Genomic DNA, 23,562 nt, shown 5'->3' with positions numbered 1-23,562 from the left:
ATGCTAAATTACTCTATCAATCAACCACTAACTTCTCTATTCGACATTGCTAAAAATATTCAGATTGAGTCAAATTTTTGTATTTATCATCCCAATTATCAACCTTTTGCTCTACCAACGAAAGTAGCAGATAGATTTCAGCAAAATTCTGTAGACTTACAACAGAAATATCTCAGCTTATTGCTGCGAAACTTTCTTTATGGAATCTATTACAATGGCTCTCTACAAAGTACTTTAGCAGTCAATAGTGATAGTAATAATTGCCCGCCAAAGCAGAATTTAGCAGAGAATTCCGTCTTAGAAATTGATTGGAACTTTTACGAGCATCTACACGCCAGTAATCACGGCATAGGTTACTTTGACCCTCGATGGGAGGTTCTGCGGAAAGAACCTGATGGTACTATGGCCGTGACTAAAGGCGGTTTAACACTTTATATTGAGCCAGACTGCCATCTAAAATCCAGCAAGAAATCTACCAAAGTGGGTGATATGGTGGCAATTTGGATGCCCAAGAATCGATTGCAAAATGGCTGTTACTTAGCAGTTAGTAATGTTGGACAGGAACAGCAAAGCAATCCTGATACTGATTTGGGAGCAGGGCGAATTTACTTTAACTTTACGCCATCTGGTGCGATCGCTCTCATGGAAAGCCTGACTCTGCAATTAAATGTAGCCTCGATTCCCTTTAGCTTTCAGGTTCTTCACAATCCCAGTGCATACGGACGCTATGATTCGGGGCTACTTTACTTTGAACTCCCCGACTATCCAGCAATCCGCACAATCCTTCAGACTGTTTATATCGAAAATCAATCCCATTTCCAGCCCGAAATCCCTTTGTTTACAAAGTTTTTAGCCCCAGGTTTAGGTTTAGCCGAAGAACCAACCCAAAAGTTTGCTGCACAAGAAAGTTTTGGGATGAACCGTTGCCAAATCGTCGCTAATGCTTTGTTGGAAGCTTGGCAGAAAGGCAAGAATGCGATGGAGGAACGGATGAGAGTTATTGACCAACACTTTGCGCGACACCTAATAGATTTACAGCGTCCTTATCTCAATCCCAGTTCTGAGGATATATATAAGCCGTTAAATTGATGGGGAATGGGGGAGAAGGGGCAGGGGAGCAGGGGAGCAGGGGAGCAGGGGAGCAAGGAAAATAACTATACTCAATTCCCATTTCCCAATTCCCAATTCCCAATTCCCAAATTCAAAATTCCACAATTACCGGCGTATGGTCGCTGGGTTGGGTTAATTTTCTGGGTGCGGCATCAATGATACAACTTGTAGCACGCTCGTACAGCACGGGTGTGAGATAGTGATGGTCAATCCGCCAACCTAAGTTGCGACGAAAGGCGGCGGCGCGATAATCCCACCAGCTATAATTTCCGCCTTCTGTGGTGAATTTGCGAAAAGCATCGGCAAACCCTAGTTGCAGAATCTCGCGCAAGGCTTGGCGTTCTGTTTCTGTTGCCATAATGTGATTTTCTGTACTCACTTGCTCGTGAATATCCTTGTCTTCTAGGGCGATGTTGAAGTCACCGCATACACATATTGCAGGTTCTGACAGCGCAAGCAACCGCAAATACTCGTGTAGCGCTGTCAACCAGCTCAGTTTGTATTCGTATTTTTCAGTTCCGACCGCTGCACCATTAGGAACATATAAGTTTACAATCCGAACACCATCAATAACACCTGTAATTACCCGCTTTTGCTCGTCCCATTCGTGATGTAAATCTGGCAAAATTGCCCTAAATCCGCTAGTTACGTTTAAAAGTGGCTGGCGGCTAATCAGGGCTACGCCGTTATAAGATTTTTGTCCTGATATATAAAGGTTATAGCCCAACTGCTCAAAAGGCGATCGCGGAAACTCAGCATCCGCAACTTTGGTTTCTTGCAAGCAGAGAACATCAACAGGATTATTAGTTAACCAATCAGTAACCTGTTCGAGGCGAGTGCGAATTGAGTTGACGTTCCAAGTAGCGATTTTCATTAGTTATCAGAATTTTTTGTAAATTAATAATTACAAATTATGTAATTATTGTACAATTACTTAATATTTATAATTTCTTTTCCATTTGCCAATTACGTTTAAATAAACCTTTAATCATTTGATCCCATTGAATATTTTAGTATTGTCAGCTACCAAATATTCAATTTTGTAAGTTCTGCTACAAAATATTCTACTTCATTATGATCCCCAAGACAGATGCAACAAGTAATTGATTGGCTATAGGTTATAAATGTAGGCCAGGGTTGACTTTTGCCGATAGTTCTTTAGATTTTTCGGGAAAAGATTTGCGAGACGGTTAACCCTTATTGCGCTTTTAGTAGCCTGTTAGGTTAATTTAAATTTCAAAATAGTGAGTAGAAATGCTCTGTTCTCATACAATAATGATGCAACTCATCATATTAAGGATAATTTCATAGACTGAACCAAAAAACTTATGAAAATCGCTCAAGTTGCCCCCTTATGGGAAAGAGTTCCACCTCTTAGTTATGGAGGGATAGAACTGGTAGTGAGTCGCTTGACTGATGAACTTGTTAGTCGCGGTCATGAGGTAACTTTATTTGCCTCTGGTGATTCTCAAACTTTGGCTCATTTAGAAGCAGTTTATCCACGTGCATTACGCTTAGACCCAAATGTTAAAGAGTATGCAGTGTACGAAATGCTAGAACTAAGCCGAGTTTACCAACGTGCTAGCGAATTCGATCTTATTCATTCTCATGTAGGGATTTCGGCACTACCTTTAGCGAGTTTCATAACAGCAACTTCTACAGTGCATACCCTGCACAATAATTTTACAAACGACACCCGTCACGCATTTAGCTACTACCAGAAGCAACCTTATGTCAGTATTAGTAACTCGCAACGTCAAGTCGATCTAAATTATGTTGGCACTGTTTATAACGGAATTGAGCTAGCAGATTATCCATTTGTAGCCCAACCATCAGAACCTCTATATTTAGCATTTTTAGGTCGTTTTTCGCCAGAAAAAGGGCCACAACATGCGATCGCTATTGCCAAGCAGAATGGTTGGCGTTTGAAGATGGCAGGAAAAGTTGATGTCGGAGACTCTGAGTTTTTTGAACAAGAGATTGCTCCCCACATTGATGGTCAGCAGATTGAATATCTAGGCGAAATTAACCACGCCGAAAAAACTGAACTTCTTGGGAATGCAGCCATAACTCTTTTCCCCATTAACTGGCAAGAACCTTTTGGGTTAGTAATGACTGAATCAATGGCAACTGGTACACCAGTGATTGCCATGAATTTTGGCTCCGTACCTGAAGTGATTGCCCATGGGAAAACAGGTTTTATCTGCAAAAGCTATGCAAAAATGGCGGCAATGATTCCATTAGCTTTGGAACTGAATCGTCAAACCTGTCGAAAATACGTAGAAGACAACTTTAGCGTTAGCCAAATGGTTAACGGATATGAAGCTGTTTACAGACAAATTATTAAAGACCGCATAGAATCGAATGGTCGCATTCATGCCGCTAAAATCCACTTTTAATTAACTGTATTTTTTTGCTGAGTTTAAAACAACAAATTTTTTTAAGGAGAATATTGGTATGAGTCCGAGAGCCAACACCTGCCCATGCTGCGGTGGTTCCCTCCTGCGTCATGCCCGTCATGGTGAACTATATTGGTTTTGCCTGTCGTGCCGACAAGAAGTGCCACTGTTAACTGCTACTCGCTTGCCTAATGTGGAAACCCGGAACACTGTAGTGCTTCCCCAGCCAGTGGTAAATACCTAGTTTTTGCAATTTGTTTAAGTAAGTTTGCAAGGGCTGTCATTTGTCCTTGGTCATTGGTCATTAGTAAGGGCTTTAAGCCTGTTTACGTTTCGTAATATAATTTGGTTTATTTCTACCAAGTTACCAAGATTAATAAAATTTGACTAAAAATCAAGACTGATTTGTTGATACCTATCAATTAGCTCAAACTGGTAAAATCGGATGGAGCTAATTGATAGGTTTTAAATTTTGTTAGCAGCGTTACTTTATGGGCAAGAAGATTTACGCTTAGAAAAAGTTGCTGACCCCACTCCTGCGGCTGGCGAAGTTGTGATGCAAGTCGAGACAGCAACAACTTGCGGTACAGATTTGAAAGTTTGGCGGCGTGGTGGTCATGCCAAAATGTTGAAACCACCGACGCTGTTCGGTCACGAAGCTGCTGGGCGAATTGTTGCCTTGGGTGCAGGGGTTACAAATTGGCAAGTGGGCGATCGCATCGTCGCTAATAATTCCGCCCCATGCATGAAATGCTTTTTTTGTCAACGGCAAGAGTATTCATTATGTCCAAATCTGACCTGGAATAACGGGACTTTTGCGGAATACTTGAAAATTCCTGCACCGATAGTACAGCACAATTTATTGCAGATACCCGATGAGTTGCCGTGGGAATTGGCAGCCATGACGGAACCTTTAGCTTGTGTATTGCATGGTGTAGCCCGTTCTAATATTAAGCCCAAAGATAAAGTAGTCGTCTTAGGAGATGGGGCGATTGGGCTGATGTTTGTGGCGGCGTTGAGCGAGAAAGCCGAGGTGTTGCTGTGGGGAGGTAATCACCATCGGCTAGAAATTGGTCAGAAATTGGGTGCAACCCAGACCTTTAATTATCATCAAATCTCGGATATTCCCAGTGTGGTGAAAGAACTTACCCAAGGATGGGGCGCAGATGTAGTTATTGAAGCCACTGGTGTACCAAGTGTTTGGGAAACTGCGATCGCCTGCGCCCGTCCTGGTGCAACAGTTAACTTATTCGGTGGATGTCCACGGGATACCAGCATTACCGTCAATACAGAACAGCTACACTACAGCGAACTGACCATTAAAGGCGTGTTTCATAATACACCTGAGTATGTGCGGGAGGCGTTGGCATTGATCGCTAGTCGCAAAATTTCCTTTGAGTTACTTATTAGTGAACAGCGGCCATTAAAAGATTTAGAACAGGTGTTTTGTGAGATGAAGGCGCGACAGGTAATTAAGGTAGCGATGATTCCTTAATTTTTTGCAGAATTGTAGTAGATGCTCTAAGTCTAGCCAAACAATACCCATTAGACTCGAATCCACATCAGGGTGAAGAGGGCAGAAGGGAAATAAGCTGTTCCCGCATTTCTCACAAGCTTGAGGGGAAGGATGGGCAGGGGAGGCAGGGGAGGCAGGGGAGGCAGGGGAGGCAGGGGAAGAAAAAACTAATACTCGCATTTCTCACAAGCTTGAGGCGAAGGAGGGGCAGAGGGAAAGAACTTGGTATTTGAACTCTCCTCTGCTCCCCTGCTCCCCTGCTCCCCTGCTCAAGCGCAGGCTTAATCGACATGTGGTGAGAAATCCGGGTGTTGTGTTTTTAATTTGCACATTGAGACAGCAGGGGTGCAGAGGAGCAGAGGAGCAGGGGAGAAAGAAGAAGTTTTAGGTATTGCGTTCGGATATTTAAAAATTCCCCTCTGCACCCTTGCCACTCTGCAATCCTTACGCTGCATACTCTTCAGCTTAACTTAGTGCCATTCGGGATAGACCAACGATCAATGCCCAAAACTTAAAGACGATTAATTTCTTTTGTAACTAACTTCCAGCCTTCAGCTTGATCAATTAGCTTCATTGAGTCTAGCTGGAGATTGTTTAAAGCAGATGCATGAAGCAGGAAGTAAGGTTGTCCGTTGTAGTGCCAATAATATTCTAATTCGCCAACAGAAGCGGGAATGATGGTGCGATCGCTATAATAATCCAACGAGGGACGATGGTAGGGAAAAGACGTGTAAATCTTCCTCGTAGCTGGATTTGCCCGCGCAATCATAGCGGCGACTGGTTTAACTGGATAGGCTTCAGATAATTCCCAAACCCAGTAGTTAGATTTCATTAACAGCAGCAGCGAAAGATAACTTCCCCAAAATAAAATCTTCAGAAATTGCCCGTCGCCTCGTTCTGCCAAAATAGCGGCTAAGGTCATAGTTAAAGCGACTGCTGCAAAAATCAGTTGTAAGTCTGTTTGTGATGTTGTACCCCAACTGAAATAAATGCTCCCAGCAGAAGCGACTACTGCAAGTATTGCTAAACCAGCAACCCAAGCGCGGGGATAGGATGAGAGTAAAGGCGAATTTTCTGTATCTGCTAATTGGATACCAAAAGCTAAAGCTAAACTAGGGTAAATCGGGAATAAATACCAGGGAACTTTGGCAATCATGAAAGAAATTACCAAGAGATAAACACCACTCCACGCCATTACTAGTTTTGCCCAACTAAGGTTGCGATTTTCCCAGGTTAAGCGGACAGTTTGTGGTAAGAATAATAACCAGGGCCATGTGTATTTGAGAAGTTCAACAACATAGTACCAAGGTGGTTCAGGATTACCCTCTACAAATGAGCCAATTCGACCTAGTGATGGGTTTACAAGCCCAACTTGGGCGAAAGTGTAACCATAGTGAATTAGTTGGGCGCTATACCAACCAGCTACAGGCAGAATGCCAATGAAGATTGCTAACCACAGATAGTAACAAGTGAGCAGTCGTGGCGTATCCCAAAAGAGAAATACGATCGCGATCGCCCCTAGTAATATGCCTAGCAATCCTTGAGTTAGGCAAATCAACCCAAAACTCACACCAACACCAAGACAATAACGTAAATCTCGGCGCGATCGCAGCACGCACAACATCATCACCATCAAAAAACTTACCATCGCCCCATCCAACATTGCCAGCCGCCCATGACGTACCACAGGTAGCATTGTTAGATAAATCAAGGCGCTATAAATAGCAGCCCAACGTTGGCGAAATATCTCTCTAGCAATGCAATACAGTAAAGGGACAGATGTCGCTGTTAAAATTGCTCCAGGTAGACGTGTTGTAAATTCATTTTCGCCTCCTAGAGAATAAGCCCAGGCAATGAGCAAATGCATCAAAGGCGGCTTGTTATGATATGGTTCACCTCCTAGCGTTGGGTAAAGCCAACGCATTGAACCTGCTGGAGCGTGCCAAATTTCACGAGCAACCTGTGCCACAGTCCCTTCATCCCAATCTCGCAACGGCAATCCTCCCAGATTGATGCTAAACAGTAACAGTGCTGCCAACAGCAATACTATTAGCCATACCCAATCAATCCATTTGCCAACCGTGCGATGCTGTTTTTCTAGATGACTCCAAATAAAGCTTCCTTCTTGCATATTCTATGTTAATCATTTTACTTGCTGGTTTGATTACATAGAGACATCTAGCGAATCTCCAATGCTGCCACCCAGTAGCAACGTATATTCTTAACAATTGCTAGTTTCCAAGATTAACTCAACTTTATCTAATTAGCGCTGTTTTTTGAAAAATTTATCTTAGTTAGTGAAAGAACATATAATCAGAGAAATGATAAAAAGAATACAATCAAAAAATTATTTATTACCTGGTTATTAGTCCGTAAATTAACTTGTAATTTATTTTTAATGTAACGCTTAGTTTAATTCTTATCTACTTAGCTGGAAACTAGCTATATTTAGCAAAACAGGAATTAATTGCTACAGGTTGTAAATTATGTGCTGAACAAATTATCAGAATCTGCTTTGATTTTTAAATTTTCTTTCTTGGCTTGTTCTTTCTTTATGTCCTTGGTGATTTGTTCGTTATCTAGTTTGGCGCATTTTTATAGATAAATTGGTGCCAATAGAAGATTTTAGCCTCTCAAGAACAATTCATGACTATTGTATAGACGATCGTTAACTAAAACTATTCCAATTTAGGAAGTTTTGGCATTTTAAATTTAATTAAGCGATTATGGCATTAAAATATCTGTGTTATACAATTTTGTCAAAGGATTTTTTACAAAAATAACAGCTAAAAAATTATTGGAGCCTGTCAATGAATTTACCTGTCGTTGTGGATATTACTCTTGGCTTAGTTTTTATTTACTTGATTTTGAGCTTGCTAGCTTCTGAAATTCAGGAGTTAATTGCCACATTATTACAATGGAGAGCTAAACATTTAAAAAACTCAATTGAATTACTTTTAGCAGGTGGTAGCGAAAGTGAAGATTCAGATATTATCAGAGCAAAAAACTTGGTACAGCAACTTTATAGCGATCCTTTGATTAATACATTAAATCAAGAAGCCAAAAATAAAGTAGAAAAACAGTTACGGGAAGGTAGGAAAAATATTGGCAAAAGCAAAGCACTAGGAGAAAAACAAAGTGGCCCTTCCTATCTTCCTTCGGAAACATTTGCAATTAGCTTATTAGATGCCTTAAAAATTCCTCAGTTAATTAATTATGTGAAACATCCTAGTGAGGAATCTCAAACTAACTTGTACATGATATTAGCATCTTACAAAGAACTTAAAACAGGAATTAACGATCCTGATAGTGAAAGTTACAAAAAGATTAAACAAGTTTATGGAGATTTTGACCAAAGCTTTATAGATTTTGTTAATAATGATTTACCTGATTACGTACCTAATAATTTAATTACGAGTCTTGGTGTGATTGCTAAACGTAGCAGGATAAAGATTAACGACCTCACAGAAGAAGCGAATCAGTTTAAAAATGAAGTCGAAACATGGTTTGATCGCTCTATGGATCGAGCTAGTGGTGTTTATAAGCGCAATGCCAAAGGAACTGCAATTTTAATTGGAATATCAGTTGCGATATTAACTAATACTGATACGTTTCACCTGCTAAAAAGACTGTCGCAGGATTCGGTTATCCGCTCTGCCATTACTCAAAGTGCAAGTCAACAAACCAATTTTATCAAAGATCCAGATGCCACAAGCAAAATTGAAAAAGTTTTAGGAAATGCTTCTGTACCTATTGGATGGCAAAATATCAATCAACAGTTTGAGCCATTAGATAATAAAGATCCGAATAGGGTTTACATCAGAATTTGGCAGGGTTTTAAATTAATTTGCGGTTGGATACTGAGTGGTTTAGCTATTGCTATGGGTGCGCCTTTTTGGTTTGATATCCTCAATAAAATTATCAATGTGCGGAATGCAGGGCCAAAACCTCCTGCGTATACTAAGGATCAACCGTCTCAGAAATAGTCAAATTAAGCTTGGGCGAATGGAATAGAGCCTCCGGCACGCTGACGCGAACGCGGCTACACAAACTCTCGTCCGCCTCCGCAAACTAAAACAAAATCAAGGTTTTGAAACCAACAGAGGTGGGTAAAGCTTCGTGTAGACGCGGTTTCTAACGGCCCCTTTAACTTAAAAAATAAAAATAACTTGTAATTTTAATTCTTTATTTTGAAGAGTAATTTCAATTTGCCTGATAAATTCTCGAAAGTAAAATCGTCGCTCTGTTTCCGACAAATCTAACCAAAATTGTGGTATGGAAACAGCTTGAGCAACAGAACGCAAGTTAACTGGGGGAAGCGTCGCCAACTTTGCTTCGAGTGTAGAAATTTCTGTGCGGAGTTTGTAAGCCCTTAGCTTTGCTGTTTCAATATCTAAAATTCCAGTTGCAATTAAAGCAGGTAACTGAGCAAGTATTTCTTGCTGACGAGCGATCGCTTGTCCTAAACTATTCTTGACTGCATCCAATTGCGGAAAATTCATCCCTGCGACAGCTAAGGGTAAGTCACGACAAACGGTTTCAATTGTATGTTCCAACACCTCTTGGTAGGGAATAGCCTTACACTTGGGACGTTGAGGACAGCTAGTAGAACGTAAATAAAGATACTCCTTATCTTGGTTGCGTTGGGTGACACGAGTAACTGTGAGATGTGACTGACACTCAGCACAGACAACCAACCCAGCTAAAGAACGCCTAGCACTAGCAGTTCGGGATGGTAAACGGCTGTTGCGGCGTAAAAGTCGGTCAACTTGGGCTGCTTCTTCTTGAGAAATTATCGGAATATGAGTATTGGAGATAATTTCACCATTTTGGTAAGCTGTATTACCGCGATAAACTGCATTAGTCAGCCAGCGTCTTCCTGTGGTTACAGAGATTTTTTTGCCGTATTTTTTTGCCAAGTAGCGAACTGAACCTCGCAAGGAACCATAGAGTAAAAAGTGTTCAAAAAAATCTTTGACTACTGGTGAAGTACTGCGATCGATAGTATATTTTCCCTTACCTCTGCGATAACCGTAGGGAACTTTGCCGGGTGGCGGTGCAACCTCAAGACGACTACGGGCGTGTCCTTGACGGATGCGACGACTGCGTTGTTGACGTTGAATTGCATTGAGCAAATTTAGCAAGTCAGCGCCGAGAGGGTAATTTTCGGAAGTGTAGGGTTGTTCTGTGGCAATTATCGCTACTCCCATAGCTTCGAGTTGATGCAAGCGATCGCTAATTTCCTCTACAGTATCCCCTAATTCTTCCAGCCGTCGAATCAAAAGATAATCTGCTGGTTCAGTTTTGCAATCGGTAAATAATTGTTGTAATTGCGTTCGCGTAGCGTGTCCGTAGGACTCTCGCTTGCCAAAATCTTCATAAACCTGATCCACCTCCCATCCCCAATCGGCTTGATCGGGAACAGATTCTAATAGCGGATTGGTATAAGAGTAGGCAATTATTTTCATTTGTCATTTGTCATTGGGTATGTTTATTCTCCTTGTCCCTAAACTCGACTTTATCCAAAATTAAGAACTCGCTTTCTTTATCCGGCAAAAACCCTGGTTTTTTGGCAAATACTTTTTCTATATCACAGATTATCGCTCAAGTACAAAAACTAAAACTAGCTTTATACAAGGGTTTCAGAGCTAGGTTTTGGGTTTTGTAAAAATGGATAAAGTCGAGCTAAAAGGATGTCTGAAAAGTATCAAATATTTGTTGATCCCCCCCTAACCCCCTTAAAAAAGGGGGGAATAAGAGTCTTAAAGTCCCCCTTTTGAAGGGGGATTTAGGGGGATCTCCAACTGTTAGGTGTATACAAAAAAACTTTTCAGACATCCTCTAATCCTCTCACTGCTGACTCAACTCGATAATATTTCCATCAGGATCTTGAGTGAATAGAGCAGGACGGCCGGAAGCGCTGGGTTGAATGAGATAATTGTGATTGAGCAACTCTTGTTTGGCAGCGTCCAAGTTAGCGACTGAGAAAGCGACGTGGGGATTGCGTCCCCATTTTTCGTTAGGGTTTTCGGTGGGGACAGTAGGTGCAACTATCAGGTGAATTTGATAGTTGCCGACTTGATACCATGCACCAGCGTATTTTAGGGAACGATCTATTTTAGATAATCCCAATACTTTGCCATAAAAGTGTTCAGAGCGTTCTAAGTCAGTTACGAGAATTGCTGTATGGAGACTTTGGGTAATCTGCATTGTCGGTAAGTGCGATCGCGTTTACTTAAATTTTGACGTAGTTTGACACTTACGGGGAGTAGGGGAGATGAAGGGGATAATGGAGATGGGGGAGAATAACTAATGACAAATGACAAACTAAAAAATGATGAATGCTCAATTAAGTCTTAAAGAAATGAATGTTGCACGGGAGATTTTACAAGATTACAATCCTGCACAACACGCATTGAATCACTTGGAAAAACACAATGGCAAAGTTGAAACCGCTTTTGAGGATTTGTGGATTGAGAAAAATGGGCAGCCGTTGATGCAGCAAGGTAAATCACTTTGGCAAGTAACACTAAAGGTTTTGCGTGAAGAACTCTGTGGTGATGATGGTTTTCGCGGTCAACTTAAAGATTACACCAAGAATCCAGGGAGTTCGCCCTTGCTGACAGGGTTGATTATCTCCCTTGTTGGTGTAGGGACGGCACACGGCTTACCAATTGATCCAGCGATCGCAACTGTTATTGTTTTATATATCCTTAAAATTGGCTTGAATATTTTTTGCGAATATACCGAACCACCCGTTGGCACTTCTGGAACTTTAGCGCCAGGAAACTGATGTGCTATTTTGCAAATCATTGCATTTTTCTGGATGCTTTTTGTATAAGGTATAGTCTAATCTCACTTCCATTCCTCTCTATTTTTAGAAGAGAGGCTTTGAATCTTACTCCCCAACGCTAGTAGGGAAGGGGTTGGGGGTTAGGTCTATATTGGACTCAACACAGAAGCGCTATTGTATTGATGCGATCGCGCTACTTGCCAATGAGTACCGTCTTGCGGTTGAGTATTTGCATCGCCGTGTTATCTTAATGCAACCTATTACAATTTGATTGTATTGGGTAACAATGCCATTCTATCGGGTAACAATGTCATTGTATTGGGTGACAATGCCATTGTATCGACTAACAATGCAATTGTATTGGGTGACAATGCCATTGTATTGGGTAACAATGCCATTGCATCGACTTGTTACGCCTGCCTAATCACTCCATCACTCTGATAATCTCTTTAACACCTTCCGTGCGATCGTCCCCCAATATTCTTCCTTATATTCAATATATATCTCCAACGCTGTCTGCAAATTAACCCTCGCTTCTGGGTAGTTTTCTTCTGCTTCTGCAAGCATTCCTAAAGCGTGGTAAGTGATTGCTTGAGAATAGCGATCGCCAAATTCGATGTAAATTGCTAAAGCTTGTTGGTAATTGCGCCGCGACTCCTCAAATTCCTGCAATTCTTGGGCAACTGTTCCCAAATGGTGGTAAATCACAGCTTGGTAATTGCGATCGCCAAATTCGATGTAAATTGCCAAAGCTTGTTGGTAATTGCGCCGCGACTCCTCAAATTCCTGCAAATCTTGGGCAACTGTTCCCAAATGGTGGTAAATCACAGCTTGGTAATTGCGATCGCCAAATTCAATTTTGAGCGCCAAAGCTTGTTTGTAATAGCGCCGCGCTTCCTCAAATTCCTGCAAATCTTGGGCAACATATCCCAACTGGTGGTGTGTGCTAGCTGAAGAATTGCGATCGCCAAATTCAATTTTGAGCGCTAAAGCTTGTTGGTAATAGCGCCGCGCTTCCTCAAATTCTCGCAAATTTTGGGCAACATATCCCAACTGGTGGTAGATGCTGGCATAAGAGATGTTTATATGGTAGTTGGTGGCTTACCTACACGCCGCTTAAATCATGCTCAAGCGATCGCTAAAATGGCACTCCAGATGCAAACTGCGATCGCTCTATTAAATACTGAGAACAACCAAAACCTCAACCTCTGTATCGGCATTCATAGCGGTTCTGTGGTGGCGGGAGTAATTGACCTCAACAAATTTACTTACGATCTTTGGGGAGACACGATAAACATCGCTAGCTGCATGGAATCCCAAGGTATTGTTGGTAAAATTCAGGTTACAGAAAATACTTATAAGTCTTTGCGTAATGAATTTTTATTTGAAAAGCGAGGCGAAATCGAAGTTAAAGCCAAAGGAAAAATGACAACTTATTTTTTGATTGGACAAAAGGGATGAGGGGCATGGGGCATGAGGCATTAGTTAAGCTGTTGTGTTTTTAATTTGCACATTGAGACAGCAAGGGAGCAGAGGAGCAAAGGGGCAGAGGAGAGGGTTTACAGGTTTTACCTAAAAGATTATGAGGCAACTTGTAGGCGCGACAGCTTATTTCTCCTCTGCTCCCCCTGCCTCCCCTGCCTCCCCTGCTCCTGCTCCCTGTGCTCCCTACTCCCTAATTAGCATTCGGAATCAGCCGACCGCAGGGATAAGTCGCTGTCTGCTGTGAAGCACTTTCAGCCACTGCTGCGGGAATCCGATCTGATGGTTGGTTTTTGGCTGCTAGATAGTCTTTTTGCAGTTTATCCAAAATGGCTTCTCGCTTGTCGTACACCCGCTTTAAGGGACGAGGCTGGCACTTATTCAAGACGTATGCTGTTACCAGTGGTAGAGCGATCGTGCTATCTGTATAACAAACAATTGTGTTAGGTAACTCTTCTGGGTCAATCTTACCCCAACTGACAGCTTCCGATGGGGTTGCTCCAGACAAACCGCCTGTATCTGGACGTGCATCGGTAAACTGGATAAAGTAATCGTGTCCTCGTTCTTCTAGTCCTAATACTTCGTGAAGTTGCGGTTGAGTTTGGAGTAAAAAGTTCTTAGGACTACCGCCACCGAGAATTACAGCTGCACTTTTACCTCCTGACTCACGGGCATTATATGCGATCGCAGCCGTTTCATTTACGTCAATTGATGGATCTAACACCAACTGCGAACCTTCCAAAGCCAAAGCCGCCACGTTCATTCCAATAGAGCTATCTCCAGGAGAAGACGTATATATAGGCACACCATACTCATAAGCAGTAGCCAGTAAGCAGGAATGCTGCACACCCAGTTGCTTTTCTACTTCCCGAACATACTTACCCAGCAAATAGTGAAACTCAGCAGTTCCCATCCGCTTCTGAAAGGCTTCCCCTTGCAGAATCTTGCGGATGAACGCATCAGTTTCTAGTAGCACATCGTAACCAAAGATAATGTCATAAATGCGAATCGTCCCTTCCTGGCGCAGTTTCACATCATCCAAAAACGGATTACCAGCAAAGAGTTCAAAACCCAAACCGTAGTGCATATCGTGGTAAAGATTTGCACCAGTGCTAATCATCCAGTCAATAAAGCCATTGCGAATTAAGGGTGCAAGCGCTGAAACCCCAAATCCTGCTGGTGTCATCGCACCGGAAAGGCTAACTCCCACCGTGACACCTTCCGTTAGCACATCACGACTCAGAAGTTGGCAGATTTCCCGCAACCGCGCTGAGTTGTAAGCGGTGAAGTATTGATCGATCAAATCCACTACATTGATATCATTTGATATAGGTGTAGGTGCAATTTTTTGACCCAGTTGCTTAGACATTTTGGCACTCTCGAACAGTAAACACGCCGAATCTAATGTTATCTAGCTTTCAACTAAAGTGACAGCAATTTAACAGGCCCATTTCATTAAAAAACAGTAAGACAACAATTAGTACCAATAACCAATGACCAAATCGGCGACTATCCCGGACACCCCTTGAAGGGATAGCCACCCACCGATTTTTTGAGTTTCCGAAAATATTAAATTTAATGGAAGATTTAATAAATCGAGAGAGGTGTACGCTACCTAGAGGTGAACGCGTCAACAGAGGACTCAACCAATGGGATATGTAATTGCTACTGCAAATATGAAAGGTGGCGTTGGTAAAACCACCCTTACCGTAAACTTAGCTACCTGTTTAGCTAAAAATTATGGCAAGCGGGTGCTTGTCCTTGATTTAGATAGCCAAATTAGCGCCACACTCAGTTTGATGTCGCCTTTAGATTTTGCCAAGCGTCGTAAACAAAGCAAGACATTTAGGTATCTGATCGATGAAGTAATCAATCCAGATCCACAAGCAAAACTAACAATTCAAGATATCATTCAATCCCAGGTTTGTAATCTTCCCGGACTGGATTTATTACCCGGAGACATCGATTTGTATGATGAATTCGTTGTTTCCGAAATGCTACATCAACAAGCAACTGCATTAGGTGAACAGGACTTTGAAACGATTTGGAATCGCTTTGAAAGAGTTTTGATTAATAACATTTTAAAACCAGTCCGTCAAGAATATGATTTTATCCTTCTCGATTGTGCCCCTGGATATAATTTATTGACTCGTAGCGCTTTAGCTGCTAGCGATTTCTACATCCTTCCTGCAAAACCAGAACCTTTGTCTGTAGTGGGGATTCAACTGCTAGAAAGACGCATTGCCCAATTGAAAGACAGTCATGGACATGAAACCAAAATAGATATAAAAATGCTGGGAATTGTATTCAGCATGTCCAGCGCTAACCTGCTCACTGGTAGATACTATAAACAAGTGATGCACCGCGTTGTGGAAGATTTTGGAGTAGAGAAAATTTGTAAAGTACAAATACCTGTTGATGTCAATGTTGCTAAGGCTGTTGATAGTTTTATGCCAGCTGTTTTAAATGCTCCTCAATCAGCTGGTTCAAAAGCGTTTTTTCAGTTAACTCAGGAGTTGTTGCAAAAGCTATAAAGACCTAGCCAGTATACTAATCAGGGTAATATAGCAGTCTAAATGATTCGTAAAAAGTTAGATCCCCGACTCCTTAAAAAAGTCGGGGATCTAGACAGTGCGAATTGTCATAAATCAGATAGTATTGCTACAAGTAAGTTATCTTTTCTTATAAGTTCAGCAGTTATACGGAAGCTATATACAGCGAGATTCGGCTATTGAGTGAAAAGGTCAGTAAATCTCGCTAATAAACAATGCTTACTAACAATTTTATACAGGCAGAGAAAAATCAGAATTTGGTAATCCGCCTACCACGGACTCTGAGTTATCTCGAAACCTGGGGCTTTGGCTTAACGGGTCATGTGGGATGGATTGGTACTGCTCCCATTATTCATGCAGCGTTAGGGTCTAAAGCAATCTTAGTTTGGTTTGTTGGCACGATCGTTTCCTTTTTATTGAACTTGCAAGTACAAAGTCTAGGTAGACGCTGGCCAGATGTCGCTGGAGGGACACCAAACTATACTACAAGGCTATTAAAAAATTTTCCTGGCTTAGGTCGTTACGTAGCATTAGGATACTTTTTTAGCTGGGCAGCAGCACCAGCACTATATGCGATTATTCTCACAGACCTAATTAAAGTCAATTTTGAAACATTAGGTCTTTCTTGTCCAGAAACTTTATTAAAAGTTGTATTTACAGCAATTCCTTTTATTGTGGCATTCAGTGGTAGCCGTGCTTTAGCACTCCTGCATTTATTTTTTGTATTCCCAGCGATTTTATTACTGCTTTTGTTTTCTATTCAAGGTGTCCTATGGTTAGGCTTCTCAACTGCTAGTTTTAAACTTATCCCAACTAGCACACATACCCTGAGCTTTGAAGAATGGGCAAAGTGGTTTTTTCTAGCTAGCTATTCAATTTATGCTTGTGAAACCACTTCTTCTTTTGTTGCTGATAGCCACCATCCGTATAAAACTTTAAAGTTTTTGACCGTAGCTGCTTGGCTAATTCCTCCAGTATTTTTAGGTGGCTCTTGGGTATTAATGTGTTCGACTCCCAATCCAACAATAGGTGACGATACATTCTTAAATATAGTCGCGGCTTCTAAACCTTTTTGGGGTGAATATGCACCCTTTCTAGTAACACTTTTGATTACTGTATCTTGCCTTCTAAGTTCTGCTACGGCAGTTTCTAACTCTCCTCGAATACTATATCAACTTGCCTTAGATAGACAGCTTTCTCCCATATTTGCATTGGTTTCTCATCAAGGTGTCCTTGCGCCTGCTATTTTAGTTACCTTTATAATCAGTTTGCTTTGTCTCAATTTAGGAAATGTATCTCAACTTGTCACAGTCGCAGGCACTTCTTATCTCATGTCCATTATGGGACTACATCTGGGATTATGGCTGTGTCGAGGCGAACCACAAGTCTTATGGCCTTGGTGGTCACTTAGTTTTTTCTTTCTAGAAACAGTAGTTCTAATAGTGGGAGGTTTGGCTTGGAATTGGAGAGATTTTTCAGTGGGATTACTATTACCCATTGTTCTGATGATAGGAGATGTAGCGTTAAGTCGCTTAAGATTTGCGCCATTACATCCGGAATGGTGGACACAGCGTTACTACATTAGGTCTAGTAAAAACAACTCAGATTTTGTAGTACTACAGGTAATTGTCTTAGTATCATTAATTTGTATTACTACTACAAGTAGTTGGGTTATCCGCGATTTATTAGACAGAGTTTCTACTAATCCTCAAAACTCTTTACTAGCTATTTTGTTAGTGACGCTTTCTTTTATTGGGGTAGCGATCGCTTGCTGGACAACTCTGCCACAAATTGTTGCTATTGACGAGGCACGTAAACAAGCAAGAAACCTATTTATTACTACTCTCGATACCGTTCCAGATACTGTTTTAGTCTTAGATGAAAATGGTACTATTTGTCAGACAAATGCTGCTGCTGAAGAATTATTTCAAACAAGTGTTGAGCAGTTACTTGGAAAAAAGTTGAATAAACTATTAAGATACTATCGGGGCAAACCAAAACAGTGGTCTATTAGGAGCGAGCAAACCTTAAGAGTAAATCAATGTCTACGAATTGTTGAATCAACTATTTCACAGCCCTTTAATTCCCAAGTAAGAGACTATGTTGTTATTGTTCGTGATATCACTAAGCGAAAATTAGTAGAAGAAGAATTAATTCAATATCGTTATCAACTTGAACAACTTGTTCTAGAACGCACTATTGAACTTATTAAAGTAAATCAACAACTTCAACAAGATATTATTAAGCGGCAACAAGCACAAGAGCAATTACTGCACAATAGTCATCATGATGAGCTAACTGGATTACCTAACCAAAGATTATTTATGGAGCGAGTGCAGCGAGCAATAGAACGTACTCAACAGCAAAGTAATTATTTATTTGCCGTACTATTTTTAGACTTAGACCGCTTTAAAGTTGTCAATGATAGTTTGGGACATCTAATGGGAAATCAACTTTTGATTGCAATTTCTCATCGCTTAAAGTCAGTTCTACGAGGTAGAGACATAGTTGCTCGTTTTGGCGGCGATGAGTTCACAATCTTAATTGAAGAAATTGAGGATATCAATATCGCTACACAGGTAGCCGAGCGAATTAAAAACATACTAGCTTTGCCATTTCAATTAAATGAGCATCTCGTGTTTACTAATGCTAGTATTGGCATCGCTTTAAGTAAACCAGATTATGAACAATCAGCGCAGATTCTACGCGATGCTGATGTAGCAATGTATCGTGCAAAATCACTTGGTAAGGCACGCTATGAGGTCTTTGACCAAAAAATGCATGAGAGTGCATCTTTACTATTAGAGTTAGAAACTGCTCTGCGAAATGCGTTGCTCAAGCAAGAAGAATTTCGGCTTGATTACCAGCCAATTATTTCACTAACAACTGGTAAAATTATTGGATTTGAGGCGCTGATACGTTGGTATCATCCAGAACGAGGTTTTATTTCGCCTCAAGATTTTATTCCCCTGGCCGAAGAAACTGGAATGATTGTTAGTATCGGGGAATGGGTACTTTTTGAAGCCTGTCAGCAAATGCATAGATGGCATAAACAATTTCCTAGCTCACTACCCTTGACAATTAGCGTAAATTTTTCTGGGAAACAAATTACGCAAGCTGATGTGTTTAAACAAGTTAAACATATTTTACAGGAAACTGGACTGGAGCCATGCTGTTTGAAATTGGAGATTACTGAAACCCTGTTGATGGATAATTTTGAATTAGCTACTACTGTGCTTTCCCAGTTAACAGAGCTAAATGTCGAGATGCACATGGATGATTTTGGAACTGGTTATTCATCCTTGAGTTATCTACACCGCCTACCAATCAAAACCCTTAAGATTGACCGCTCTTTTGTGACTAACATCGGTAGTCAAGGAGAAAACTTAGAAATTGTGAGAGCAATTGTGACATTAGCTCATAATCTAAATATGTCTGTAACAGCAGAAGGGATAGAAACTATAGAACAGCTAGCACAACTGAAGGCATTACAATGTGATTATGGACAAGGGTATTTTTTCTTCCCACCTATGGAAGGTGCAGAAGTAGAAAAATTACTTGCTGATAATTTGTATTGCAAGAACTTTTTAAATAGATAAAATTTTATTTAAAAAAACACATTATAAAATTGGGTAATTAATTAAAATTGATAGTCTATACCAGTGTTAAACTGTCTGTAAGTTAAAATTATCTACATTATTAATTAACCCTTCTTCTAGCAAAAGTTCATTAATAAAATTATCGATTTTATCCCGACTAATATTCTGCATGACTATAATATGTGCCCAATTTTCAAACACGGCTAACTGCCACTTTTTAATTAACTTTTGGCAAGGCTTTTGAAACACTACGGTGTTGGAAAAATTATTTAACATACATGGATATTCTCTGATTTGAAGTTGTTGGAAAAAGTATTGGGCATTATCAATACAAGTATTTGCTTCTCTTGCTAATCCATCATAACCTCTGGTTTGTACTGCATACCAGAGAATTAGGGGAGTATGACCGTTTCTAGAACCCAGAATTGTTGTATCTTTTGAACCAATATATTCAATTTCTGTTTCAACTTTTTCTACCCATTTCTTCTTTGTTAAAACTACACCACAAGGTAAGGGAGAACCAATGAATTTAGCAGAAATAGCTACACTATCTATAGGCTTTTGAAAATTAACTTGCGGAGCGCCATCTAAAAATGGTAATATTAATCCTGAAAGCGCAGCATCACAATGAATATAGTAATTTTTAATCTGATTGCGATCTAAAATTTCTAGAACTTTGTCTAAGTTATCAATTGCACCTTTGACAGTAGTCCCAATATTTAAATTTATGATAGCTGGATAACTACGATTTTCGCTAAGGAGTTGTTCAAAATGGTCATAATTGATTTCTCCATTAGTTTGCGAATTAACAACATTATGTTGAATGCGGAATAATTTCGCGGCTTTGGGAATTGAGTAGTGAGAGTCTTGTGATGAGTAAAGAATCCCATTCGGGTAGATTTCTCTTGCTAAGAACATTCCATATAAATTACCTTCAGTCCCCCCAGCAGTAATATAACCCCAAAACTGACTTTCTGGAATTTTATAAAGGTGAGCAAAAAAAGATAATACTTCTTGCTCAAACTTCCGAGAATGAAGACCAAAATCTGGTTCAATATATGGATCTCCAGCATTATTTAACAGATGATTGAAAAATTTGCCGATCGCACTGTAATCACAACTTAAATTATATGGGTAGCCTGCATGAAACTGCGATCGCTGTTTTATTTGCAGCAAAAAATCTGCCAATTCTTTAGCAACTTTATCTGACATATCTTTTTCTCTCTTGAATTTTGAGTTTATGGATGTTTTAGTCTAAATTATACGTATTAATCCATACTTTCATATTTTCTTAATCATTTAACAGTTCCCCTTTATTTAAAGAAGATACAGTTAAAACACGTAGCCATCTTCAGTAAAAATACTCGATTTTTTTGTTCCAAATTATATTATCCTTAGGATTTACGTACTGGACAAAAGGACTATAATGTGTATTACGCAAAATATCTATTTCATACGCTGACTCAAAAAACTTCTCCCTCGTTTTACTACGTAAAACAAGCCCTCTCCGATTTGGAGAGGGAAAGACTTGAAATTTAGTTAAAAATAGGGATAAGTTCGTCGAATTAGCGTATATTTACTAGAACTCTCCAGCTAAGGCTGCAATGCAATGATCGCAAATTAAGGGATGTTCTGCTGATTCTCGCATACGAGTAGAGTTGTTCCAACAGCGAATACACTTCGTGTAGGCTTTGCCAACGCATTATTTTGCCGTCACCATTCACTACACCAATTACCCATTCTTCTATTTGTGCTGTATATTTTAATTTTTGTAGTGCATCAGTAGAATCTAATAATTCCACTCAACTAATTGTTTTCTACACTCTCAATTGCACAAAACCAATATTTTAATTACGAATTAATTTTTTAAAAAATCGCCATATCCTGTTATTTGCGCCACTTCATTCACAGTTTTTCCTGTGGCTAATAACTATATTATTTGGTAATGGCTGCGTTCTGTTGCTTCTGTCGCCTGACGATAGCGAACCAGCAGATCCTCTGTACTAATGTGGTTAACGATCGCAATTCGTTTCGGCATAAGACTTAGATAGATGTACAGCAACTGTTCTACTCTTATTATAAGTATTCATCCGAACTTGATATAACCCTCTCCTCAGCCCCAAGCAAATACTGTTTCTTAGGAAAGGGATAAAAGGAGAAAATACCAGATTACGTTTGAGGGTTCTGGCTGTTTATGCAGCTTAAATGGATAAAGTCGAGCTTAGTATGGAAGTAATAACCTGTGAGGCTGTTATATGCCTGAAGTGAATTCTCAACAACCCATAAATACTGCCGCTACTCTTGTGGAGAGTTATGCAGCAGGAAAACGGGACTTTAGTAAAGCGGAATTAGGTGATGCCGATTTGCAAGCCATGAACTTGAAAGGTTCTGATTTCAGTTATGCAGACTTTAGTGGAGCTAACCTAAGCGGCGCTAATCTTAGAGGAAGTGACCTGAGTTTCGCCGATCTGGGTCAAGCTAACCTAAGGGATGCCGATCTTAGGGGAGCATTATTGATGTCAGCGAATCTCCGCCAAGCCGATCTCAAAGGAGCAAAGCTGGAAAAAGCAGACTACGATCGCAGTACCCATTTTCCCCAAGATTTCGACCCAATAAAAGTAGGTATGCAGATTAAATTTGAAGATTGATTAATTTAAGTTGAACAATCGTACTTGCCTCAAGATAGAGATTTTTCTTTCAAAAGAGTTGTATTTTTGAAAGAAAGCCTATCTATGAGGTTGACAATGGAGGCGAAAAACGAAACCCTCAATCGACGCACACCACTAATTACCTCTGGAATTTTTCTTGGCGTGGGTCTTGGAGGGTTTATTGATGGAATTTTACTGCATCAGATCCTCCAGTGGCATCACATGCTTAGTAACATTCGACCTTTGACAAACATGGCGAATATAGATTTGAACATGGTATGGGATGGGTTATTTCATACCTTGAATTGGGTATTCACCGTGATAGGACTTGTGTTGCTATGGCGTGCCGGAGGGCGTGATGATGTTCCTTGGTCATCACAGACTTTTATTGGATCAATATTGATTGGGATTGGGTTGTTCGACTTGGTTGAAGGTTTAATTGACCACCAAATTCTTGGTGTCCATCATGTGAAACCAGGCCCAAATCAGTTAGCTTGGGATCTAGGATTTCTTGCATTGGGTGCGCTACTTGTTGTTATCGGCTGGATAATGATAAAAAAAGAGTCAAGAGTCAAGAGTCATTAGTCAATAGTTTTGGGCATAGGGCATAAGTTATTCTCCCTTGTGCCCCTTGTCTCCCACTTATCTACTCCTCTACCCCTCTCTATGCCGTACAGATACTTTTGAAAAAACTAGCTTAAGTTGGTAGTTATCTCAATTGCAACAACAAGCAGAAGAATGGTGGGAATATCTACCAGTTTTACAGCTTTGAACGGGCTTTACCAGAATTACCTACTGGATGGTCGATTAGCCTAAGGCTTGGTAAGTTGCTGAAATTCCTGTTTTGGCTGGTAATAGCCTTATTTATAGTTTGGATAGGTTGGCGATCGTGGCGAGAATTTAGTCATTACCTATATTCTTGGCTGAATAAAAGTGGCAATATCACTGATTTTCGCGTAAAAACTCACTTTAGTGAGTCATCCATAGACATTTTGTTGGAGCGAGCGCAAAAATTTTACCGTCAGAGAAACTACCGTGAAGCTTGCCGTTGTGTTTATTTCGCTATGTTGCAGCAGTTACATCGAAAAGAAATCGCACCCCACAAACTCAGAGGTACAGATGGAGAATATTTGCAATTAATGCGATCGTCCGCGATCCCATACAGCCGTATGAAACTTTAATTACCACTCGTGAGCAATTATGTTTTGGTAATGCTGAGATTTTAGCAGACAATTATGAGCAGTGTCAGCAAGCTTATGAGGAAATTTCTCAAGGATGAATAAAAAGCGGGGATAAGGATATTCGATAACTACAAAGATATCCTTATTCTGTCACTCTCCGAGTATCGTTTTATTCATAATACCCAGAAAGTGAGAACCGCTATAAATAGAAGAAAGTGTGAAAGTCAAAAGAAAGAATGAAAAAATAAAAGCCTTCTCATTTGGAATTTGAGGAGGCTTTTA

At 40.4% G+C, this 23,562-nt stretch carries 20 protein-coding genes; 12 read left to right on the top strand and 8 right to left on the bottom strand.

Annotated elements, in window-relative coordinates; all coding sequences use genetic code 11:
- Positions 1–1,089 (top strand): T3SS effector HopA1 family protein, encoded by a 1,089-nt coding sequence (locus V7K42_RS05595; RefSeq protein ID WP_334914287.1) that lies wholly within the window; start codon positions 1–3, stop codon positions 1,087–1,089.
- A 112-nt stretch (positions 1,090–1,201) separates the two neighbouring features.
- On the opposite strand, the gene xth is transcribed toward V7K42_RS05595, so the two are convergent.
- Positions 1,202–1,984, bottom strand: a complete 783-nt coding sequence (gene xth / locus V7K42_RS05590; RefSeq protein WP_334914285.1) for an exodeoxyribonuclease III — start codon at positions 1,982–1,984, stop codon at positions 1,202–1,204.
- A gap of 454 nt (positions 1,985–2,438) precedes the next feature.
- Between xth and V7K42_RS05585 the strand changes: the two genes are divergently transcribed.
- The 3 genes from V7K42_RS05585 (at position 2,439) to V7K42_RS05575 (ending at position 5,004) form a co-directional block, all read left to right on the top strand.
- A complete protein-coding gene (locus V7K42_RS05585; protein WP_334914283.1) occupies positions 2,439–3,509 on the top strand; it encodes a glycosyltransferase family 4 protein in 1,071 nt (356 codons plus the stop codon).
- A 58-nt stretch (positions 3,510–3,567) separates the two neighbouring features.
- Positions 3,568–3,753 (top strand): hypothetical protein, encoded by a 186-nt coding sequence (locus V7K42_RS05580; RefSeq protein WP_334914282.1) that lies wholly within the window; start codon positions 3,568–3,570, stop codon positions 3,751–3,753.
- A gap of 228 nt (positions 3,754–3,981) precedes the next feature.
- Positions 3,982–5,004, top strand: a complete 1,023-nt coding sequence (locus tag V7K42_RS05575) for a zinc-dependent alcohol dehydrogenase (protein WP_334914280.1) — start codon at positions 3,982–3,984, stop codon at positions 5,002–5,004.
- A gap of 532 nt (positions 5,005–5,536) precedes the next feature.
- Here the strand turns inward: V7K42_RS05575 and V7K42_RS05570 are convergent.
- Positions 5,537–7,156, bottom strand: a complete 1,620-nt coding sequence (locus tag V7K42_RS05570) for an ArnT family glycosyltransferase (protein ID WP_334914278.1) — start codon at positions 7,154–7,156, stop codon at positions 5,537–5,539.
- A gap of 679 nt (positions 7,157–7,835) precedes the next feature.
- On the opposite strand from V7K42_RS05570, the gene V7K42_RS05565 reads away from it, so the two are divergent.
- Complete coding sequence (locus tag V7K42_RS05565) at positions 7,836–9,011, top strand: hypothetical protein (protein ID WP_334914276.1); 1,176 nt, start codon at positions 7,836–7,838, stop codon at positions 9,009–9,011.
- Between the two features lie 165 nt (positions 9,012–9,176).
- On the opposite strand, the gene V7K42_RS05560 is transcribed toward V7K42_RS05565, so the two are convergent.
- A complete protein-coding gene (locus tag V7K42_RS05560; RefSeq protein ID WP_334914274.1) occupies positions 9,177–10,493 on the bottom strand; it encodes a recombinase family protein in 1,317 nt (438 codons plus the stop codon).
- A gap of 382 nt (positions 10,494–10,875) precedes the next feature.
- Positions 10,876–11,235, bottom strand: a complete 360-nt coding sequence (locus V7K42_RS05555) for a VOC family protein (protein WP_334914272.1) — start codon at positions 11,233–11,235, stop codon at positions 10,876–10,878.
- 127 nt (positions 11,236–11,362) lie between these two features.
- Here V7K42_RS05555 and V7K42_RS05550 point away from each other — a divergent pair, with 127 nt between their 5' ends.
- Entirely contained in the window at positions 11,363–11,818 is a 456-nt protein-coding gene (locus V7K42_RS05550; RefSeq protein ID WP_334914385.1) for a hypothetical protein, read from the top strand.
- Positions 11,819–12,250: 432 nt separating this feature from the next.
- Here the strand turns inward: V7K42_RS05550 and V7K42_RS05545 are convergent, their stop codons facing one another.
- Positions 12,251–12,883, bottom strand: coding sequence for a tetratricopeptide repeat protein (locus V7K42_RS05545; protein WP_334914383.1), 633 nt, complete (start codon positions 12,881–12,883; stop codon positions 12,251–12,253).
- A gap of 21 nt (positions 12,884–12,904) precedes the next feature.
- Between V7K42_RS05545 and V7K42_RS05540 the strand changes: the two genes are divergently transcribed.
- Complete coding sequence (locus tag V7K42_RS05540) at positions 12,905–13,279, top strand: adenylate/guanylate cyclase domain-containing protein (RefSeq protein ID WP_442938524.1); 375 nt, start codon at positions 12,905–12,907, stop codon at positions 13,277–13,279.
- A 214-nt stretch (positions 13,280–13,493) separates the two neighbouring features.
- Here V7K42_RS05540 and V7K42_RS05535 read toward each other — a convergent pair whose 3' ends face one another.
- Positions 13,494–14,669: a homospermidine biosynthesis protein gene (locus V7K42_RS05535; RefSeq protein ID WP_334914270.1), complete on the bottom strand. Its 1,176-nt coding sequence runs from the start codon at positions 14,667–14,669 to the stop codon at positions 13,494–13,496.
- 280 nt (positions 14,670–14,949) lie between these two features.
- On the opposite strand from V7K42_RS05535, the gene V7K42_RS05530 reads away from it, so the two are divergent.
- The gene (locus V7K42_RS05530; protein WP_094342635.1) at positions 14,950–15,834 is read left to right on the top strand and encodes a ParA family protein; all 885 of its coding nucleotides are present in this window, start codon (positions 14,950–14,952) and stop codon (positions 15,832–15,834) included.
- A 233-nt stretch (positions 15,835–16,067) separates the two neighbouring features.
- Positions 16,068–19,451, top strand: a complete 3,384-nt coding sequence (locus V7K42_RS05525) for an EAL domain-containing protein (protein ID WP_334914268.1) — start codon at positions 16,068–16,070, stop codon at positions 19,449–19,451.
- Between the two features lie 66 nt (positions 19,452–19,517).
- On the opposite strand, the gene V7K42_RS05520 is transcribed toward V7K42_RS05525, so the two are convergent.
- Both V7K42_RS05520 and V7K42_RS28890 read right to left on the bottom strand, forming a co-directional pair.
- Positions 19,518–20,663: a histidine decarboxylase gene (locus V7K42_RS05520; protein ID WP_334914266.1), complete on the bottom strand. Its 1,146-nt coding sequence runs from the start codon at positions 20,661–20,663 to the stop codon at positions 19,518–19,520.
- Positions 20,664–21,030: 367 nt separating this feature from the next.
- A complete protein-coding gene (locus tag V7K42_RS28890) occupies positions 21,031–21,099 on the bottom strand; it encodes a hypothetical protein (protein ID WP_442938527.1) in 69 nt (22 codons plus the stop codon).
- A gap of 607 nt (positions 21,100–21,706) precedes the next feature.
- Here V7K42_RS28890 and V7K42_RS05510 point away from each other — a divergent pair.
- The 3 genes from V7K42_RS05510 to V7K42_RS05500 all read left to right on the top strand — a co-directional run bounded on the left by V7K42_RS05510 (position 21,707) and on the right by V7K42_RS05500 (position 23,378).
- Positions 21,707–22,099, top strand: coding sequence for a pentapeptide repeat-containing protein (locus tag V7K42_RS05510; RefSeq protein WP_334914264.1), 393 nt, complete (start codon positions 21,707–21,709; stop codon positions 22,097–22,099).
- Positions 22,100–22,195: 96 nt separating this feature from the next.
- The gene (locus V7K42_RS05505; protein ID WP_334914379.1) at positions 22,196–22,684 is read left to right on the top strand and encodes a DUF2243 domain-containing protein; all 489 of its coding nucleotides are present in this window, start codon (positions 22,196–22,198) and stop codon (positions 22,682–22,684) included.
- 463 nt (positions 22,685–23,147) lie between these two features.
- Complete coding sequence (locus V7K42_RS05500; protein WP_334914262.1) at positions 23,148–23,378, top strand: hypothetical protein; 231 nt, start codon at positions 23,148–23,150, stop codon at positions 23,376–23,378.
- The last annotated feature ends 184 nt before the right edge of the window (positions 23,379–23,562 follow it).

This window comes from Nostoc sp., from assembly GCF_036917455.1.
In the GTDB taxonomy this organism is placed as follows: Bacteria; Cyanobacteriota; Cyanobacteriia; order Cyanobacteriales; family Nostocaceae; genus Nostoc.
Note: the sequence above shows the minus strand (reverse complement) of the source record. Positions and strands in the feature narration are given on the sequence as shown.

Coding starts and splice junctions, on each gene's coding strand:
- V7K42_RS05580 (WP_334914282.1), top strand. CDS start 3,568: ATGAGTCCGAGAGCCAACACCTGCCCATGCTGCGGTGGTTCCCTCCTG.
- V7K42_RS05560 (WP_334914274.1), bottom strand. CDS start 10,493: ATGAAAATAATTGCCTACTCTTATACCAATCCGCTATTAGAATCTGTT.
- V7K42_RS05540 (WP_442938524.1), top strand. CDS start 12,905: ATGGTAGTTGGTGGCTTACCTACACGCCGCTTAAATCATGCTCAAGCG.
- V7K42_RS05535 (WP_334914270.1), bottom strand. CDS start 14,669: ATGTCTAAGCAACTGGGTCAAAAAATTGCACCTACACCTATATCAAAT.
- V7K42_RS05530 (WP_094342635.1), top strand. CDS start 14,950: ATGGGATATGTAATTGCTACTGCAAATATGAAAGGTGGCGTTGGTAAA.
- xth (WP_334914285.1), bottom strand. CDS start 1,984: ATGAAAATCGCTACTTGGAACGTCAACTCAATTCGCACTCGCCTCGAA.
- V7K42_RS05555 (WP_334914272.1), bottom strand. CDS start 11,235: ATGCAGATTACCCAAAGTCTCCATACAGCAATTCTCGTAACTGACTTA.
- V7K42_RS05550 (WP_334914385.1), top strand. CDS start 11,363: ATGAATGCTCAATTAAGTCTTAAAGAAATGAATGTTGCACGGGAGATT.
- V7K42_RS05505 (WP_334914379.1), top strand. CDS start 22,196: ATGGAGGCGAAAAACGAAACCCTCAATCGACGCACACCACTAATTACC.
- V7K42_RS05585 (WP_334914283.1), top strand. CDS start 2,439: ATGAAAATCGCTCAAGTTGCCCCCTTATGGGAAAGAGTTCCACCTCTT.
- V7K42_RS05510 (WP_334914264.1), top strand. CDS start 21,707: ATGCCTGAAGTGAATTCTCAACAACCCATAAATACTGCCGCTACTCTT.
- V7K42_RS05565 (WP_334914276.1), top strand. CDS start 7,836: ATGAATTTACCTGTCGTTGTGGATATTACTCTTGGCTTAGTTTTTATT.
- V7K42_RS05525 (WP_334914268.1), top strand. CDS start 16,068: ATGCTTACTAACAATTTTATACAGGCAGAGAAAAATCAGAATTTGGTA.
- V7K42_RS05595 (WP_334914287.1), top strand. CDS start 1: ATGCTAAATTACTCTATCAATCAACCACTAACTTCTCTATTCGACATT.
- V7K42_RS05570 (WP_334914278.1), bottom strand. CDS start 7,156: ATGCAAGAAGGAAGCTTTATTTGGAGTCATCTAGAAAAACAGCATCGC.
- V7K42_RS05520 (WP_334914266.1), bottom strand. CDS start 20,663: ATGTCAGATAAAGTTGCTAAAGAATTGGCAGATTTTTTGCTGCAAATA.